Origin of the sequence: Streptomyces sp. NPDC019937 (assembly GCF_040631655.1) — a bacterium.
GTDB lineage: Bacteria > Actinomycetota > Actinomycetes > Streptomycetales > Streptomycetaceae > Streptomyces.
Genome location: NZ_JBEYAL010000012.1, coordinates 32815 through 47259 on the forward strand (window position 1 = coordinate 32815; position 14445 = coordinate 47259).

Genomic DNA, 14445 nt, shown 5'->3' on the forward strand with positions numbered 1-14445 from the left:
CCACCGACAAGCGGGGGCATTCACCGGGTCATGCCCGGGATCATTCGACGCCTATGATCAGCGGCGCGGAGGGCTGGCCGCCCCGGTAGACGACCGTGTCGACGGCGAAGTGGCCCTCCCGTACGTGCCGCTCCAGCCGCTCGGCGATCTCGTCCGGGAGGTCCGCGCCGAGCACCAGCGTGACCATCTCCCCGCCCGCGGCCAGCATCCGGTCCAGGACCGTCTCGGCGGTCGGGGCCAGCTCGGCGCCGATCACCGCCACATCGCCGTCGATCAGGCCCAGGACGTCCCCGGCCTGGCAGACCCCGGCCATGGTCCAGGACCGGTGCTCGGCGACGGCCAGTTCGGCGCAGCGGGTGGCGCCCGCGGCGGAGGTCATCGCGACGACGTCCTCGTCGAAGCTGCGGGCGGGCTCGTGCACGGCGAGCGCGGCGATGCCCTGGACCGGGGAGCGGGTGGGGATGACGGCGACCCGCACGCCCTCGGCGCGGGCCTGCGCGGCGGCGGCCGCGGCCGGGTGGCGCAGCCCGGCGTCGTTGGGCAGCAGCACCACCTCGCGGGCGTGGGCCCGCCGGATCGCCTCGGCCAGTTCGCTGCCGCCGGGCGGCTTCCCGGGGTCGGTGGCGACCACGGTGGCCCCGGCCTCGGCGCACAGCGCGGCGAGGCCGTCGCCGGGGACGACGGCGACGACGGCGCGGGTCGCGCGCTCGCCGGACGGCCCGTCCGGCCGCCGCTCGGGGCGGTCCGGCTCCGGGGCGGCGGGGCGGCGCTCGGCGGGGGCGCCGAAGTGGGTGATGCGGATGCGGTACGGGCGGCCGGCCTGGATGCCCGCCTCCACCGCGGCGCCCGCGTCGTCCACATGGACGTGGACGTTCCACAGTCCGTCGCCGCCGACGATCACGAGCGAGTCACCGAGTGCGTCCAGCCGCTCGCGCAAGGCCGCGACGGCGCCGTCACCGGCTTCCAGGAGGTAGATCACCTCGAACGCGGGTCCGTCGGCGGAACAGTCCACCGGCCCGGCCCCGGCGGTCTCCCCGGCGGGCGCGGGGATGGCGGGGGCCGCGGGCGGCGCCGCCGGGGGCTCGCCGGACAGCGCCTCGGCGAGCCCGCCCAACACCGTGACCAGGCCGTAGCCGCCCGCGTCGACGACGCCCGCGCGGGCCAGGACGTCGAGCTGCCCCGGGGTCGCCTGGAGCGCGGCGCGCGCCCCTTCGCAGGCCGCGCGCGCCACCGCGCCGACGTCCCCGGTGGCCCGCTCCGCGCCCTCCGCCGCGGCCACGGCCACGGTCAGCACGGTCCCCTCGACGGGGTGCGCGACGGCGAGGTAGGCGAGGTCGACGGCGCGCCGCAGCGCCCGCCGCAGTCCGTCCGCCTCGTCGCCGCCCGCCGTACGGTCCCCCTCGGCCAGCACGTCCGCCATGCCGCGCAGCAGCTGGGCCAGGATGGTGCCGGAGTTGCCGCGCGCGCCGATCAGGGCGCCGTGGGCCATGGCGCGCACCACGTCGGCGAGGCTGGGGCGGGCGGCACCGGCCGAGGCGGGGTGGCGCTCGAAGGCGGCGTCGACGGCCTGGGCGGCGGACTCGACGGTCAGATACAGATTGGTGCCGGTGTCGCCGTCCGCGACCGGATAGACGTTGATCGCGTCGATGTCCTCGCGGGCCCGGCCCAGCGCGTCCAGCGCGAGCCCGCACCAGATCCGTACCGCATCGGCGTCGAGCGTGTGCGGCACGTACGTTCTCCTCGGGACGGTGAGGGATGTCTCAGGGGACGGGGACGGGAACGGGTCGGGCATCGCGTCATCGCAGGCTAGTCGGCGCCCACCGCGGGTGCTGGGGCAGCCATGATAGTTTCGTTGTGCGGGAGTGGCCGTTGTATGCTGCTCCGGTTGCCCGATGAGAGTCGGGCTATTCCCCCTGGCGCCGCCGGTCTTCCATGATCCTGGCTACGCCGGGGTTCCCGATAAGTTTCTGTCTCCTCGCGGGAAGCGAGGCTGACCCGTCTTTGGAGTAACCCGTGGCTGCCAACTGCGACGTCTGCGGCAAGGGGCCGGGCTTCGGCAACAACATCTCGCACTCGCACCGCCGCACCCGCCGTCGTTGGAACCCCAACATCCAGACGGTGCGCGCTGTGGTCGGTCGGACCCCGAAGCGGCTCAACGTCTGCACCTCGTGCATCAAGGCCGGCAAGGTCTCGCGCTAGGCGCACGCCTTCCCCCGCGCGAGCGGGATTCCGGTTGCCGAGGCCGGTCCACCATGACGTGGACCGGCCTTTACGCATGCTCCGCTACGGACCGGGCGGGGCGGTCAGCCAGCCGTGGTCGACCGGGCCGATGCCCGCGCCCAGGGGGAAGCCCGAGGCGATCGCGCCCGTGACGTACTCCTTGGCCGCCGTGACGGCCTCCGGGACCGCTATGCCGCCCGCGAGGTAGGTGGCGATCGCCGAGGCGAGGGTGCAGCCGGTGCCATGGGTGTGGCGGTTGTCGTGGCGGGGCGCCCGCAGCCAGTGCTCCTCGGTGCCGTCGGTGAGCAGGTCCACCGCGTCGCCCGGCAGATGGCCGCCCTTGATCAGCGCCCAGCGCGGGCCGAAGTCCAGCACCGCGCGCGCCGCCCGCCGCAGATCGCCCTCCGAACCGACCCGGATGCCGGTCAGCTGGGCCACCTCGTCCAGGTTGGGGGTGGCGACGGTGGCGGTGGGCAGCAGCTTGGTGCGGACCGCGTCCAGCGCCTCGGCGGCCAGCAGCGGGTCGCCGTGCTTGGAGACCCCGACCGGGTCGACGACCACGGGGGCGGGCAGCCCCGCCAGCAGCCCGGCGACGGTCTCGACCAGCTCGGTGGTGGCCAGCATGCCCGTCTTGACCGCCTGGACGCCGATGTCGTCCACGACGCTGCGGAACTGGGCGCGGACCGCCTCGGCGGGCAGCTCCCAGGCGCCCTGGACGCCCTGGGAGTTCTGCGCCGTCACCGCGGTGAGCACGCTCATCCCGTGCGCGCCCAGGGCCAGCATCGTCTTCAGGTCGGCCTGGATGCCCGCACCGCCGCCGGAGTCCGACCCGGCGACGGTGAGGACGCGGACGGGCACCCGGTGGTCACGGGGGACGCGGGGTGCGCCGGGCGCGCGGGGGTCATCGGTAGACATGGCCATGTGGCCGAATCTACTCGGCGCCCTGGTCATCCCCGAAATGGTCCCAGCCCGCGTGCACCCAGGGCGCCCCGTCGACCGTCACCTGCGGCAGCGCCGACGGGTTGAGCACCTCGCCGATCACCTTCCAGCGGGCGGGCAGCTTCACGTCCGAAGGGAAGGTGGCCACGATCGCGTGGTCCTCTCCCCCGCTGAGCACCCACAGGATCGGGTCGACGCCCACCGCCTGCCCGATGTCCGACATCTGGGAGGGGATGTCGATGTCCCCCGAGCGCAGATCGATACGGACCTGGCTCGCCTCGGCGATGTGCCCGAGGTCGGCCACCAGCCCGTCGCTGACGTCGGTCATCGCGGTCGCGCCCAGTCCGGCGGCGGCCGGTCCCGCGTGGTACGGCGGCTCCGGGCGGCGGTGCGCCTCGACGAAGGCGCGCGGCGAGCGGAAGCCGCGCGAGAGCACCGCGTGCCCGGCGGCCGACCAGCCCAGCCAGCCGGTGACGGCGACAACGTCGCCCGGCCGGGCACCGGATCGGGTGACCGGTTCGTGGTTGCGCAGATCGCCCAGGGCGGTGATGGCGATGGTGATGGCGTCCCCGCGCACCACGTCGCCTCCGACCACCGCGGCGCCCGCCACCTGGCATTCGTCGCGGATCCCGTCCATCATCTCGGCCGGCCAGGTCACCGGCAGATCCGCGGGCACCACCAGGCCCAGCAGCAGCGCGGTCGGCACCGCGCCCATGGCCGCGATGTCCGCGAGGTTCTGGGCGGCGGCCTTGCGGCCGACGTCATAGGCGGTGGACCAGTCCCGGCGGAAGTGCCTGCCCTCCAGCAGGACGTCCGTACTGGCCACCACCCTGCGGTCCGGTGCGGCCACGACCGCGGCGTCGTCACCGGGCCCCAGCTTCACCGCCGAGGTGGTGGTGAGCCGGGAAGTGAGCTCTCTGATGAGCCCGAACTCCCCCAACTCGCCCACGGTGCCCTTCATCGCATTGCCCCTTCGTGCTCGTGGCCCTGTGCCCGCCGCGCCGCGCACCCCGCGCGGGTCTCCCCTCGCCGCGTGGCGACGCGGTACCGTGGCGTCCCTTCTCCCCACATGATCCTCGTAGCCGCCCTGGAGGTTCCGTGGTACAGGCGTACATCCTGATCCAGACCGAGGTCGGCAAGGCCTCGACCGTCGCCGACGTCATCGCCAAGCTCCCGGGAGTGATACAGGCCGAGGACGTCACGGGTCCGTACGACGTGATCGTGCGCGCCCAGGCCGAGACGGTCGACGAACTCGGCCGCATGGTGGTCGCGAAAGTCCAGCAAGTGGAAGGGATCACGCGCACGCTCACCTGCCCGGTGGTGCATATCTGAATCCCGCTTCCCCGCGTGCTCGGCCGGTGGGTTCCGCACACCGATGGCCGGGGACGTACGCCCGCGAGGCCGATCCGCTGATCGGCCTCGCGGGCCCCGTGTGACGGACGCGGGCCGACCGGACAGGACCTAGTGCCGCGTCAGCCAAGGTTCACCCCGCTCGCCGCCCTGCCACGGCCATCTGCGGCGTTGCCGAATCGACCGAGCAGGCCCGCCCCCAGACTCCGTCCGGGAGGTGCCCCCGCGAGGCCGATCCGGCGCCTTGCATCTGACCGCACCAGGACGCCTCGCTACCGGGCACACCTTGACTGACGCGGCACTAGCGCAGCCCCGTGGAGCGGCGCAGCGCGGCCTGGATGAGCCGGTCCACCAGCTCCGGATAGCTCACACCGCTCTCCTGCCACATGCGCGGGTACATGGAGATGGGGGTGAAGCCGGGCATCGTGTTGATCTCGTTGATCACGAACTCGCCGCTGTCCAGCAGGAAGAAGTCCGCGCGCACCAGGCCCTCGCAGGACACCGCGTCGAACGCGCGCACCGCCAGCTCCCGGACCCGCTCGGTCTGCTCCGCGGTGAGCGGCGCGGGCACGACACCGGGGGCCGCGTCGATGTACTTGGCCTCGAAGTCGTAGAAGTCGTGGGTGGAGACCGGGGGGATCTCGGCGGGCACGCTGGCCCGGGGGCCGTCCTCGAACTCCAGCACCCCGCACTCGATCTCGCGGCCGCGCAGCAGCGCCTCCACGATGACCTTCGGATCGTGGTGCCGGGCGGTCTCGATGGCCTCGTCCAGCTGCTCGGGGCCGTCGACCTTGGTGATGCCGATGGAGGAGCCGGCCCGCGAGGGCTTCACGAAGACCGGCCAGCCGTGCTCACCGGCGAACTCGGTGATCCTGGCGCGGGCGGCGGCGGGGTCCCGCTCCCAGTCGCGGGGGCGGATCACCTCGTACGGGCCGACGGGCAGCCCGAACGAGACGAACACCCGCTTCATGTACTCCTTGTCCATGCCGACGGCGGAGGCCAGCACCCCGGCGCCCACATAGGGCACGCCGGACAGCTCCAGCAGCCCCTGGAGGGTGCCGTCCTCGCCGTACGGGCCGTGGAGCATGGGGAAGACGACGTCGACGTCGCCGAGCGCCTTGGGCACCGCGCCCGGCTCGCTGTAGACGACCTCGCGGCTGCCCGGGTCGACCGGCAGCACGACCGACCCCTCCGCGGACTCGGCGAGCCGTTCGACGCTCGGGAGCTGCCGGTCCGCGATGGCCATCCGCTCGGGCGCGTCGGCGGTCAGCGCCCAACGGCCGTCCGCCGTGATGCCGATCGGCAGCACGTCGTACTTCTCGCGGTCGATGGCGCGCAGCACGGCCCCCGCGGTGACCACGGAAATGGCGTGCTCGGAGCTGCGGCCGCCGAAGACGACGGCGACGCGCGGCTTCCGCGGCTGACCGGCGGAGGAAGCCGGGGCAGGGCTTGAGGAAGGAGTCTGGCTGCTCATATCGCGTTGAGGTTACCTTGCGGTTCGGACGACGTCAGTGCCGCTCGGCCTTCGCGCTGCGCGACATCAGCTCTTTGAGCGCGACGAGCGGCTGTTTGCCATCGTGGACGATGCCCACCACGGTCTCCGTGATCGGCATGTCGACGTCGTGGCGCCGGGCGAGGTCCAGTACGGACTCGCACGATTTGACGCCCTCCGCCGTCTGCCGGGTGACCGCGATGGTCTCCTCCAGGGTCATGCCGCGGCCCAGGTTGGTGCCGAAGGTGTGGTTGCGGGACAGCGGCGAGGAGCAGGTGGCGACCAGGTCGCCCATGCCCGCCAGGCCCGCGAAGGTGTGCGCGTCGGCGCCCATCGCCAGGCCCAGCCGGGTCGTTTCGGCGAGCCCTCGGGTGATGAGGGACGCCTTGGCGTTGTCGCCGAGGCCCATGCCGTCCGCGATGCCGACGGCCAGCGCGATGACGTTCTTCACCGCGCCGCCGAGTTCGCAGCCCACCACGTCGGTGTTGGTGTACGGGCGGAAGTAGGGGGTGTGGCAGGCGGTCTGGAGGCGGCGTGCCACGTCCTCGTCCCGGCAGGCCACCACGGAGGCCGCGGGCTGCCGGGCGGCGATCTCCTTGGCGAGGTTGGGGCCGGTGAGCACCGCGACGCGCTCCGCGGGCGCGTCGGCGACCTCCGCGATGACCTCGCTCATGCGCTTGGCGGTGCCGAGTTCGACGCCCTTCATCAGGGAGACCAGGACGGTGTCGGCGGGCAGCAGCGGGGCCCATGCGGCGAGGTTGCCGCGCAGCGTCTGGGAGGGCACGGAGAAGACGGTGAACTCCGCGTCGCGCGCGGCCTCGGCGGGGTCGGTGGTGGCCCGCACCCCGTCGGGGAGGCGGATGCCGGGGAAGTAGTCGGGATTGGTACGGCCGGTGTTGATGGCCTCGACGACATCGGGCCGGCGGCCCCACAGCGTCACCTCGCAGCCGGCGTCGGCGAGCACCATCGCGAAGGCGGTGCCCCAGGAGCCGGTGCCGTAGACGGCGCAGCGCGTCACTTGCTCTCCTCTTCGGCCGCGGGGCGCTCGGCCACGGGGCGCGGCTGGTCGGCGATGTGCGGCCGGTCGGCGGAGACCTCGCGCGCCCGCGCGGGCACCGGCTCGCCGCGGACCTCGGCGAGGAGTTCGGTGACCGCGGCCATGATGGTGTCGGTGGCCGCCCGCAGCACGTCGGCGGTGGGCTCCTGGCCGTAGTACTCGGACAGGTCCACCGGCGGGCCCGCGTGCACCTTGAGGGTCTTGCGCGGGAAGAGCCGGACCTTCTTCTCCTTGGCGTACGGCGGCACGGCCTCGTTGGCGCCCCACTGGGCGACCGGGATGACCGGCGCCTTGGTGAGCAGGGCGACCCGGGCGGCGCCGGTCTTGCCGCGCATCGGCCACATGTCGGGGTCGCGGGTCAGGGTGCCCTCGGGGTAGAAGGCCACGCACTCGCCCTTGTTGATGGCGTCGACGGCGGCCCGGAAGGCGTTGGCCGCGTCGGTCGACTCGCGGTAGACGGGGATCTGGCCGGTGCCGCGCAGCATGGTGCCCACGAAGCCGCCCTTGAAGAGGGCGGCCTTGGCGAGGAAGCGGGGCACGCGTCCGCTGTTGTACTGGAAGTGCGCGTAGGAGAGCGGGTCGAGATACGAGTTGTGATTGATCGCGGTGATAAAACCGCCGTCGGCGGGAATGTGCTCCATTCCGTGCCAGTCCCGCTTGAACAGAACCACCAGTGGCGGTTTCACCATGACCGCCGCCATGCGGTACCAGAAGCCGATTCTGCGGCCGGACACTCGGAACATCCTCCTCTTGGACCCTGCTGACCTGCTAGCTTGCTGCCGTCCGGGCAGCCGCACAAGTGTCGCTCCAGGTACTCGGTCTGTCGAGGACACCGTAACCCCGCGACGTCCGGTGCGAGCCGGGCAGCAGGCCAGAATGGGGTCCGTGGGAAGAAACGCAAGCCGTGTGCTGTGGACGCTGGTGGTGCCGCTCAAGCCCCTGTCACGGGCGAAGAGCAGGCTCTCCGACGCCGCGGGGGACACCCTCCGGCCGGGTCTCGCGCTGGCGTTCGCCAAGGACACGGTGGGCGCGGCACTGGCCGGCCGGAGCGTCGGCGGGGTGACCGTGGTCACCGACGATCCGCTCGCCGGGAGCGAGCTGGCGGCCCTCGGCGCCCGGATCCTGCCCGATACGCCGGGGCGCGGGCTGAACGCGGCGCTCGCGCACGGCGCCCGAGCGGTCCGGGAGGACCGCCCCGGGGCCTTCGTGGCGGCGCTGAACGCCGATCTCCCGGCGCTGCGGACGGCCGACCTCGACCAGGTACTCGAAGCCGCCGCGGGCTTCCCACGCGCCTTTCTGGCGGACGCGGCGGGGGTCGGCACGACCCTCCTCGCGGCGGCGCCGGGCATCGACCTCGCCCCCGCCTTCGGGGGCGCCTCCCGGGCCCGGCACCGGGCGTCCGGGGCGTACGAGATCGAGCTGCCCGGGGTCGATTCGGTGCGCCGCGACGTGGACACCGGCGAGGATCTGCGGGCGGCGCTGGCACTGGGCGTGGGCGCCCACACGGCCCGGCTGTGCGGCACCCCGCGGGCCGCGCCGCTGCCCGGCACATAGGGGGTGTCGTGTGGATCAGGCCGGATCAGCGAGCGGCGTCTGGTGCAGGGGGCACCTCCCAGCGGTAGCTGGGGGAGGCTCGCAACCCGCGTGAGGAGAGCGCGGCGGCGCTGCGTGCGACGAGCGCGGGGCCGCGAGATGCCGCCCGCCGCGGCAGCGGCTGATGTCACAGCGGCGTCGGGAGCCCGGCACAAGACACCCCCTAGGGGTGCCCCGGAGGGAGGCGGCGGGTGGTGCGGACTAGGCTGGCGGGTATGCAGGGAACGGCCTACACCTACGACCCGGACGCCCGTACGGGCAGTGTGCTGCTCGACGACGGCACTCCCCTGCCCTTCGACGCGGCGGCGTTCGACGCCGGAGGGCTGCGGATGCTGCGGCCCGGACAGCGGGTGCGGATCGAGGTGGCGGGCGAGGGCGCCGAGCGGCGCGTCGTCTTCGTCACCCTGCAGACGTTCTGACACCCCCGGTGGGGGTGCCGGGCCCGTGACGCACCGCGGGCCGGGCTCCCTCTTCGGAGCCCGGCCCGGCGCGTGAACGGTGCCGCTGCGCGGCGACGACTAGCGCTTCCTGGCGGTGGTGGACTTCTTGGCGGGGGCCTTGCGCGCGGTCGTCTTGCGCGCCGGGGCCTTCTTCGCGGCGGCCTTCTTGGCGGTCGTCTTCTTCGCCGGAGCCGCCTTCTTGGCGGTGGCCTTCGTCGCCGGGGCCTTCTTCGCGGGCGCCTTCTTGGCGGCGGCCTTCTTGGCGGTCGTCTTCTTCGCCGGAGCCGCCTTCTTGGCGGTGGCCTTCTTGGCCGCGGCCTTCTTCGCGGCCGCCTGGAGGCTGCCCTTGGGGGCCTTCTTCACGGCCACCTCGCCGCCTCGCGGCAGCTTCTTCGAACCGCTCACCAGGTCCTTGAAACCCTGGCCCGCGCGGAAACGGGGCACCGAGGTCTTCTTGACCCGGACGCGCTCCCCGGTCTGCGGGTTACGGGCGTACCGGGCGGGCCGTTCCACCTTCTCGAACGAACCGAAACCGGTGACCGAAACTCGATCCCCGCCGACCACCGCGCGGACGATGGCGTCCAGAACCGCGTCGACCGCGTCGGCGGCCTGCTGTCGTCCGCCGACCTTGTCTGCAATCGCTTCTACGAGCTGCGCCTTGTTCACGTCTTCCCCTTCGGAGACATTGCCGGAACGAATGTGTTCAAGCTTTTTCGCACGTTAGGCAGATATATACCGCAAATCAAACACGAAACGGGCTAATCACCCTTGTGCCGCAACGCACTCGGTCGTCATGGACTTCGGTCGGAGTCGGGATCTTCGGGGAAACGGCCCTCGTCGAGGTCGTTCATCAACCGCTCCAGACGCCTTGCCGCGTCTGCGAGATCGTGTTTCGCCGCTGCCGTGATCACCAGCAGCTTCCGGGACAGCGCCATCCGTACGCCCTCCGGGACTTGCAGTGTGCGCACCCTTGTGTGCGCTTCCTTGAGCCGGTCGGCGACGAGACCGTAGAGCTCGAGTTGGCCGTCGCGTTCCATGCACTGATTGTGCCATCTGAGGCGAGTTGTCGCTTCACGGGGCCTCAACATGACGATGCGCCGCCAGTCCGAGGACTGGCGGCGCATCATGCCAAACCCGCTCTGTGCAGGGGAAACCGGGGGGTCAGAGCACCGTCGTGCTGGGCTTGAAGGAGGGACGGCGAGCCTCGTACGCGACGATGTCGGCCTCCTCCCTGAGGGTGAGGCTGATGTCATCCAGCCCCTCCAGGAGTCGCCACCGGGCGTTCTCGTCAAGCTCAAAATCAGCCGTGATTCCCTCGGCTCGAACCTGACGGTCGACGAGGTCCACGGTGACCTCCGCGGTGGGGTCCGCCTCGACCAGCTTCCACAGCCGGTCCACGGTCTCCTGCGGCAGGACGACGGTCAGCAGCCCGTTCTTGAGGGAGTTGCCGCGGAAGATGTCGGCGAAGCGCGAGGAGATCACGGCCTTGAAGCCGTAGTTCTGCAGCGCCCACACCGCGTGCTCGCGCGAGGAACCGGTGCCGAAGTCCGGACCGGCCACCAGAACCGTCCCGCCCTTGTACTCGGGCCGGTTGAGGACGAACTCCGGGTCCTTGCGCCAGGCCTCGAACAGCCCGTCCTCGAAACCGTCGCGGGTGACCTTCTTGAGCCAGTGCGCGGGGATGATCTGGTCCGTGTCGACGTTGCTGCGGCGCAGCGGAACGGCCCGGCCGGTGTGCGTGGTGAATGCTTCCATGGCTGCTCAGACCCCCACGGGAACGGTGACGTCGGCGTCGGACAGGTCGGCGGGCGAGGCCAGATGGCCGAGCACCGCGGTGGCGGCGGCGACCTGCGGCGAGACCAGGTGGGTACGGCCGCCCTTGCCCTGCCTGCCCTCGAAGTTGCGGTTGGACGTGGACGCCGAGCGCTCACCGGGGGCGAGCTGGTCGGGGTTCATGCCCAGACACATCGAGCAGCCCGCGTGCCGCCACTCGGCGCCGGCCTGGGTGAACACCTTGTCCAGCCCCTCCTCCACGGCCTGCAGCGCCACCCGCACCGAGCCCGGGACCACCAGCATCCGCACCCCGTCGGCCACCGAACGGCCCTGCAGGATCGAGGCGGCGGAGCGCAGGTCCTCGATGCGGCCGTTGGTGCAGGAGCCGACGAAGACGGTGTCCACCTTGATGTCGCGCAGCGGCTGACCCGCCGTCAGACCCATGTACTCCAGGGCCTTCTCGGCGGCGAACCGCTCACTGGCGTCCTCGAAGCCGGCCGGGTCCGGCACCGACTCCGACAGCGGCGCGCCCTGGCCGGGGTTGGTGCCCCAGGTGACGAACGGGGCCAGCTCGGAGGCGTCGATGACCACCTCGCGGTCGAACACCGCGTCGTCGTCGCTGCGCAGCGTGCGCCAGTACGCGACGGCCGCGTCCCACTCCTCGCCCTGCGGGGCGTGCGGGCGGCCCTCGAGGTAGGCGAAGGTGGTCTCGTCCGGGGCGATCATGCCCGCCCGGGCGCCCGCCTCGATGGACATGTTGCACACGGTCATCCGGGACTCCATCGAAAGCTTCTCGATGGCCTCGCCGCGGTACTCGATCACGAAGCCCTGGCCGCCGCCGGTGCCGATGCGGGCGATGATCGCCAGGATCAGGTCCTTGGCGGTGACGCTCTCGGGCAGCTCGCCCTCGACGGTGACGGCCATGGTCTTGAACGGCGCGAGCGGCAGCGTCTGGGTGGCCAGCACGTGCTCGACCTGGCTGGTGCCGATGCCGAACGCGAGCGCGCCGAAGGCGCCGTGGGTGGAGGTGTGGCTGTCACCGCAGACCACCGTGGTGCCGGGCTGGGTCAGTCCCAGCTGCGGTCCCACTACGTGGACGACGCCCTGCTCGACGTCGCCGAGCGGGTGCAGACGCACCCCGAACTCCGCGCAGTTCTTGCGCAGCGTCTCCAACTGGGTGCGGGAGACGGGGTCCGCGATCGGCTTGTCGATGTCGAGGGTCGGGGTGTTGTGATCCTCGGTCGCGATGGTGAGGTCGGTACGGCGCACCTGGCGCCCGGCCTTGCGGAGGCCGTCGAACGCCTGCGGGCTGGTCACCTCGTGCAGCAGGTGCAGATCGATGAAGAGGAGGTCCGGCTCGCCATCGGCGTGCCGGACGACATGGTCGTCCCAGACCTTCTCCGCGAGTGTCCGTCCCATCGCTTTCCCTCCGGCCGGCCTCTTCGCCGGCCCAACTCGTGTCGAGTGCGTGCCCTGGACTGCGGGCCCGCCATTCCAGAGTGGCGGGTATCCCGAAAAATTGAACTTGCGTTTCACAGTGTGAGACGCGAGTATCGTTTCATGGACAACTCTAGCGGCGTCGGCGTTCTCGACAAGGCGGCTCTGGTACTGAGCGCTCTGGAGTCCGGTCCGGCCACCCTCGCGGGGCTGGTCGGGGCCACCGGTCTCGCGCGCCCCACGGCGCACCGACTCGCGGTAGCACTGGAGCACCACCGGATGGTGGCGCGTGACATGCAAGGCCGCTTCATTCTGGGCCCGCGCCTGGCCGAGCTGGCCGCGGCGGCGGGCGAGGACCGGCTGCTCGCCACGGCCGGACCGGTCCTCACCCACCTCAGGGACGTGACCGGGGAGAGCGCGCAGCTCTACCGGCGCCAGGGCGACATGCGCATCTGCGTCGCGGCGGCCGAGCGGCTGTCCGGACTGCGGGACACCGTGCCGGTCGGCTCCACCCTCCCCATGAAGGCGGGCTCGGCGGCCCAGATCCTCATGGCCTGGGAGGAGCCGGAGCGGCTGCACCGTGGCCTGCAGGGCGCCCGCTTCACCGCGACGGCGCTGTCCGGCGTACGGCGGCGGGGCTGGGCCCAGTCGATCGGCGAGCGGGAGCCGGGCGTCGCGTCCGTGTCCGCGCCGGTGCGCGGCCCGTCCAACCGCGTGGTCGCCGCCGTCTCGGTCTCCGGACCGATCGAGCGGCTGACCCGCCACCCGGGCCGCATGCACGCCCAGGCCGTCATCGACGCGGCCGCCCGCCTCTCCGACGCCCTCCGCAGGGGCAACTGATCACGGCGTCACGGCGCTCACCGCACCCTCACGCGTCCTGCAACGACAGCCGGTCGGCCGCGCGCTCACCGCGGCGGCCGACCGGGACGACTCCGGTGGCCTTGGCCAGCCCGAACGCCGGCATGTCGTAGTAGATCGCCTCGTGCGCACCGGCCGGCACGGCGTACGTCTCGTGCCAGATGCCGACCCTCCCCCGGCCCTCCCGCGCCCGCCGGTTGAACGCGGCCCAGGCCGGGCGGTGCTCCTTGTCCTGCGCGGAGGCGTAGGCCAGCAGCTTCTCGTGCGAGTCCCAGTACTGGACGACGTACAGCACCCGGGGCGGGCCGGCCAGCAGCTGGTAGCCCAGCAACCCGCTCTCCTTGTCCCGGGACAGCTCGCGCAGCATCTTCGGCATGGCCGTGAACACCGGCCACCAGCTGCGCAGCGCGCGGAAGCGGTTGACGCGCATCCCGATGAGGAAGACGGTCACCTCCCCCTCGGCCTCGGCGGTCATGCGGCCTTCGATCACATCGGCACCCATGGTGATCCCCTCGTTCCGACGTCGCGATAGTCTTGGATAGTGGAGCTATCCAAGACTTGGATAGTGACACTCTCCAAGCACGGGCGCAAGGGAAGGCTGCATACGGCATGCGACTGGCGGAGCTGAGTGAACGCAGCGGGGTGTCCACCGCGACGATCAAGTACTACCTGCGCGAAGGGCTGCTGCCGCCCGGCGAACGCCTCACCGCCACGAAGGCCGAGTACGGGGAGGAGCATCTGCGCAGGCTGCGGCTGGTGCGGGCGCTGATCCAGGTCGGCCGGATGCCGGTGGCCACCGCACGTGAGGTGCTGAAGGCCGCCGAGGACGAGTCACTGAGCCAGCACCTGCGCCTGGGGGCCGCGATCTGGGCGCTGCCGCACGGCCCGGGTCCCGAGCAGGGCACCCCGGAGACGGCCCGCGCCCGGGAGCAGGCGGACGCGCTGCTGGAGCGGCTGGGCTGGGCGGCCCACGACCGGAAGACCGAGACCCCCTCCCCCGCCTACCGGATGCTGGTGGAGGCCATCGCCTCGCTGGCCCGCCTCGGATACCCGCATGACACCGGGCACTTGCTGCCGTACGCCCGGCTGGTGTCCGAACTGGCCGTCCACGAACTGGATGTGGTGCAGACGTACGACACGCCCGGCGAGCAGATCGAGGCGTCCGTCGCCCTGACGGTGCTGTACGAACCGGTACTGCTGAGCCTGCGGCGGCTCGCCCAGGCCGAGGAGTCCGTCCACCGCTTCGACGAGGCATGACGCGAAAAGGCCCTCCGTGTCACCACGGA

The 14445-nt window shown here is 72.2% G+C and carries 17 protein-coding genes; 6 read left to right on the plus strand and 11 right to left on the minus strand.

What is annotated here, in order from left to right:
• Positions 1 to 40: 40 nt before the first annotated feature.
• The gene (locus tag ABZ562_RS14310; RefSeq protein WP_361478069.1) at positions 41 to 1729 is read right to left on the minus strand and encodes a DAK2 domain-containing protein; all 1689 of its coding nucleotides are present in this window, start codon (positions 1727 to 1729) and stop codon (positions 41 to 43) included.
• 284 nt (positions 1730 to 2013) lie between these two features.
• Between ABZ562_RS14310 and rpmB the strand changes: the two genes are divergently transcribed.
• Entirely contained in the window at positions 2014 to 2199 is a 186-nt protein-coding gene (gene rpmB / locus ABZ562_RS14315; RefSeq protein ID WP_009714771.1) for a 50S ribosomal protein L28, read from the plus strand.
• Between the two features lie 84 nt (positions 2200 to 2283).
• Here rpmB and thiD read toward each other — a convergent pair whose 3' ends face one another.
• Both thiD and ABZ562_RS14325 read right to left on the minus strand, forming a co-directional pair.
• Positions 2284 to 3135, minus strand: a complete 852-nt coding sequence (gene thiD / locus ABZ562_RS14320) for a bifunctional hydroxymethylpyrimidine kinase/phosphomethylpyrimidine kinase (RefSeq protein WP_361478473.1) — start codon at positions 3133 to 3135, stop codon at positions 2284 to 2286.
• 16 nt (positions 3136 to 3151) lie between these two features.
• Positions 3152 to 4120, minus strand: a complete 969-nt coding sequence (locus ABZ562_RS14325) for a thiamine-phosphate kinase (protein WP_055547317.1) — start codon at positions 4118 to 4120, stop codon at positions 3152 to 3154.
• A 137-nt stretch (positions 4121 to 4257) separates the two neighbouring features.
• On the opposite strand from ABZ562_RS14325, the gene ABZ562_RS14330 reads away from it, so the two are divergent.
• Complete coding sequence (locus ABZ562_RS14330) at positions 4258 to 4491, plus strand: Lrp/AsnC ligand binding domain-containing protein (protein ID WP_009714774.1); 234 nt, start codon at positions 4258 to 4260, stop codon at positions 4489 to 4491.
• Between the two features lie 319 nt (positions 4492 to 4810).
• Here the strand turns inward: ABZ562_RS14330 and ABZ562_RS14335 are convergent, their stop codons facing one another.
• From ABZ562_RS14335 to ABZ562_RS14345, 3 genes are read right to left on the minus strand one after another with little or no spacing between them, the layout of a single operon-like run.
• Positions 4811 to 5983 carry a D-alanine--D-alanine ligase family protein gene (locus ABZ562_RS14335; RefSeq protein ID WP_361478073.1) on the minus strand — a complete coding sequence of 391 codons (1173 nt, stop codon included), beginning with the start codon at positions 5981 to 5983 and terminating at the stop codon, positions 4811 to 4813.
• A gap of 34 nt (positions 5984 to 6017) precedes the next feature.
• Complete coding sequence (locus ABZ562_RS14340; protein WP_361478076.1) at positions 6018 to 7019, minus strand: NAD(P)H-dependent glycerol-3-phosphate dehydrogenase; 1002 nt, start codon at positions 7017 to 7019, stop codon at positions 6018 to 6020.
• Positions 7016 to 7792 (minus strand): lysophospholipid acyltransferase family protein, encoded by a 777-nt coding sequence (locus ABZ562_RS14345; RefSeq protein ID WP_361478079.1) that lies wholly within the window; start codon positions 7790 to 7792, stop codon positions 7016 to 7018. The genes ABZ562_RS14340 and ABZ562_RS14345 overlap by 4 nt, the downstream gene beginning before the upstream one ends.
• Positions 7793 to 7964: 172 nt before the next feature.
• Here ABZ562_RS14345 and cofC point away from each other — a divergent pair, with 172 nt between their 5' ends.
• Both cofC and ABZ562_RS14355 read left to right on the plus strand, forming a co-directional pair.
• On the plus strand, positions 7965 to 8612 hold the full coding sequence (gene cofC, locus ABZ562_RS14350) for a 2-phospho-L-lactate guanylyltransferase (protein ID WP_361478476.1): 648 nt from the start codon (positions 7965 to 7967) through the stop codon (positions 8610 to 8612).
• 254 nt (positions 8613 to 8866) lie between these two features.
• Positions 8867 to 9070, plus strand: coding sequence for a hypothetical protein (locus ABZ562_RS14355; RefSeq protein WP_055547329.1), 204 nt, complete (start codon positions 8867 to 8869; stop codon positions 9068 to 9070).
• Between the two features lie 99 nt (positions 9071 to 9169).
• On the opposite strand, the gene ABZ562_RS14360 is transcribed toward ABZ562_RS14355, so the two are convergent.
• From ABZ562_RS14360 to leuC, 4 genes are all read right to left on the minus strand, one after another.
• A complete protein-coding gene (locus ABZ562_RS14360) occupies positions 9170 to 9757 on the minus strand; it encodes an HU family DNA-binding protein (protein WP_361478083.1) in 588 nt (195 codons plus the stop codon).
• A gap of 125 nt (positions 9758 to 9882) precedes the next feature.
• On the minus strand, positions 9883 to 10128 hold the full coding sequence (locus ABZ562_RS14365) for a hypothetical protein (RefSeq protein WP_055547333.1): 246 nt from the start codon (positions 10126 to 10128) through the stop codon (positions 9883 to 9885).
• A 124-nt stretch (positions 10129 to 10252) separates the two neighbouring features.
• On the minus strand, positions 10253 to 10846 hold the full coding sequence (gene leuD, locus ABZ562_RS14370; RefSeq protein ID WP_361478087.1) for a 3-isopropylmalate dehydratase small subunit: 594 nt from the start codon (positions 10844 to 10846) through the stop codon (positions 10253 to 10255).
• 6 nt (positions 10847 to 10852) lie between these two features.
• Positions 10853 to 12283 carry a 3-isopropylmalate dehydratase large subunit gene (leuC, locus tag ABZ562_RS14375; RefSeq protein WP_361478090.1) on the minus strand — a complete coding sequence of 477 codons (1431 nt, stop codon included), beginning with the start codon at positions 12281 to 12283 and terminating at the stop codon, positions 10853 to 10855.
• 141 nt (positions 12284 to 12424) lie between these two features.
• Here leuC and ndgR point away from each other — a divergent pair, with 141 nt between their 5' ends.
• Positions 12425 to 13141, plus strand: coding sequence for an IclR family transcriptional regulator NdgR (gene ndgR, locus ABZ562_RS14380; protein ID WP_055547339.1), 717 nt, complete (start codon positions 12425 to 12427; stop codon positions 13139 to 13141).
• Positions 13142 to 13169: 28 nt separating this feature from the next.
• Here ndgR and ABZ562_RS14385 read toward each other — a convergent pair whose 3' ends face one another.
• Positions 13170 to 13661 carry a DUF4188 domain-containing protein gene (locus ABZ562_RS14385; protein ID WP_361478093.1) on the minus strand — a complete coding sequence of 164 codons (492 nt, stop codon included), beginning with the start codon at positions 13659 to 13661 and terminating at the stop codon, positions 13170 to 13172.
• A gap of 107 nt (positions 13662 to 13768) precedes the next feature.
• Here ABZ562_RS14385 and ABZ562_RS14390 point away from each other — a divergent pair, with 107 nt between their 5' ends.
• Entirely contained in the window at positions 13769 to 14416 is a 648-nt protein-coding gene (locus ABZ562_RS14390; protein ID WP_361478096.1) for a MerR family transcriptional regulator, read from the plus strand.
• The last annotated feature ends 29 nt before the right edge of the window (positions 14417 to 14445 follow it).

What these genes read in the sequence shown, in the direction of transcription:
- ndgR (WP_055547339.1), top strand. Translation starts at nt 12,425, where the DNA reads ATGGACAACTCTAGCGGCGTCGGCGTTCTCGACAAGGCGGCTCTGGTA.
- ABZ562_RS14390 (WP_361478096.1), top strand. Translation starts at nt 13,769, where the DNA reads ATGCGACTGGCGGAGCTGAGTGAACGCAGCGGGGTGTCCACCGCGACG.
- ABZ562_RS14335 (WP_361478073.1), bottom strand. Translation starts at nt 5,983, where the DNA reads ATGAGCAGCCAGACTCCTTCCTCAAGCCCTGCCCCGGCTTCCTCCGCC.
- ABZ562_RS14325 (WP_055547317.1), bottom strand. Translation starts at nt 4,120, where the DNA reads ATGAAGGGCACCGTGGGCGAGTTGGGGGAGTTCGGGCTCATCAGAGAG.
- ABZ562_RS14355 (WP_055547329.1), top strand. Translation starts at nt 8,867, where the DNA reads ATGCAGGGAACGGCCTACACCTACGACCCGGACGCCCGTACGGGCAGT.
- thiD (WP_361478473.1), bottom strand. Translation starts at nt 3,135, where the DNA reads ATGTCTACCGATGACCCCCGCGCGCCCGGCGCACCCCGCGTCCCCCGT.
- leuC (WP_361478090.1), bottom strand. Translation starts at nt 12,283, where the DNA reads ATGGGACGGACACTCGCGGAGAAGGTCTGGGACGACCATGTCGTCCGG.
- ABZ562_RS14385 (WP_361478093.1), bottom strand. Translation starts at nt 13,661, where the DNA reads ATGGGTGCCGATGTGATCGAAGGCCGCATGACCGCCGAGGCCGAGGGG.
- leuD (WP_361478087.1), bottom strand. Translation starts at nt 10,846, where the DNA reads ATGGAAGCATTCACCACGCACACCGGCCGGGCCGTTCCGCTGCGCCGC.
- ABZ562_RS14365 (WP_055547333.1), bottom strand. Translation starts at nt 10,128, where the DNA reads ATGGAACGCGACGGCCAACTCGAGCTCTACGGTCTCGTCGCCGACCGG.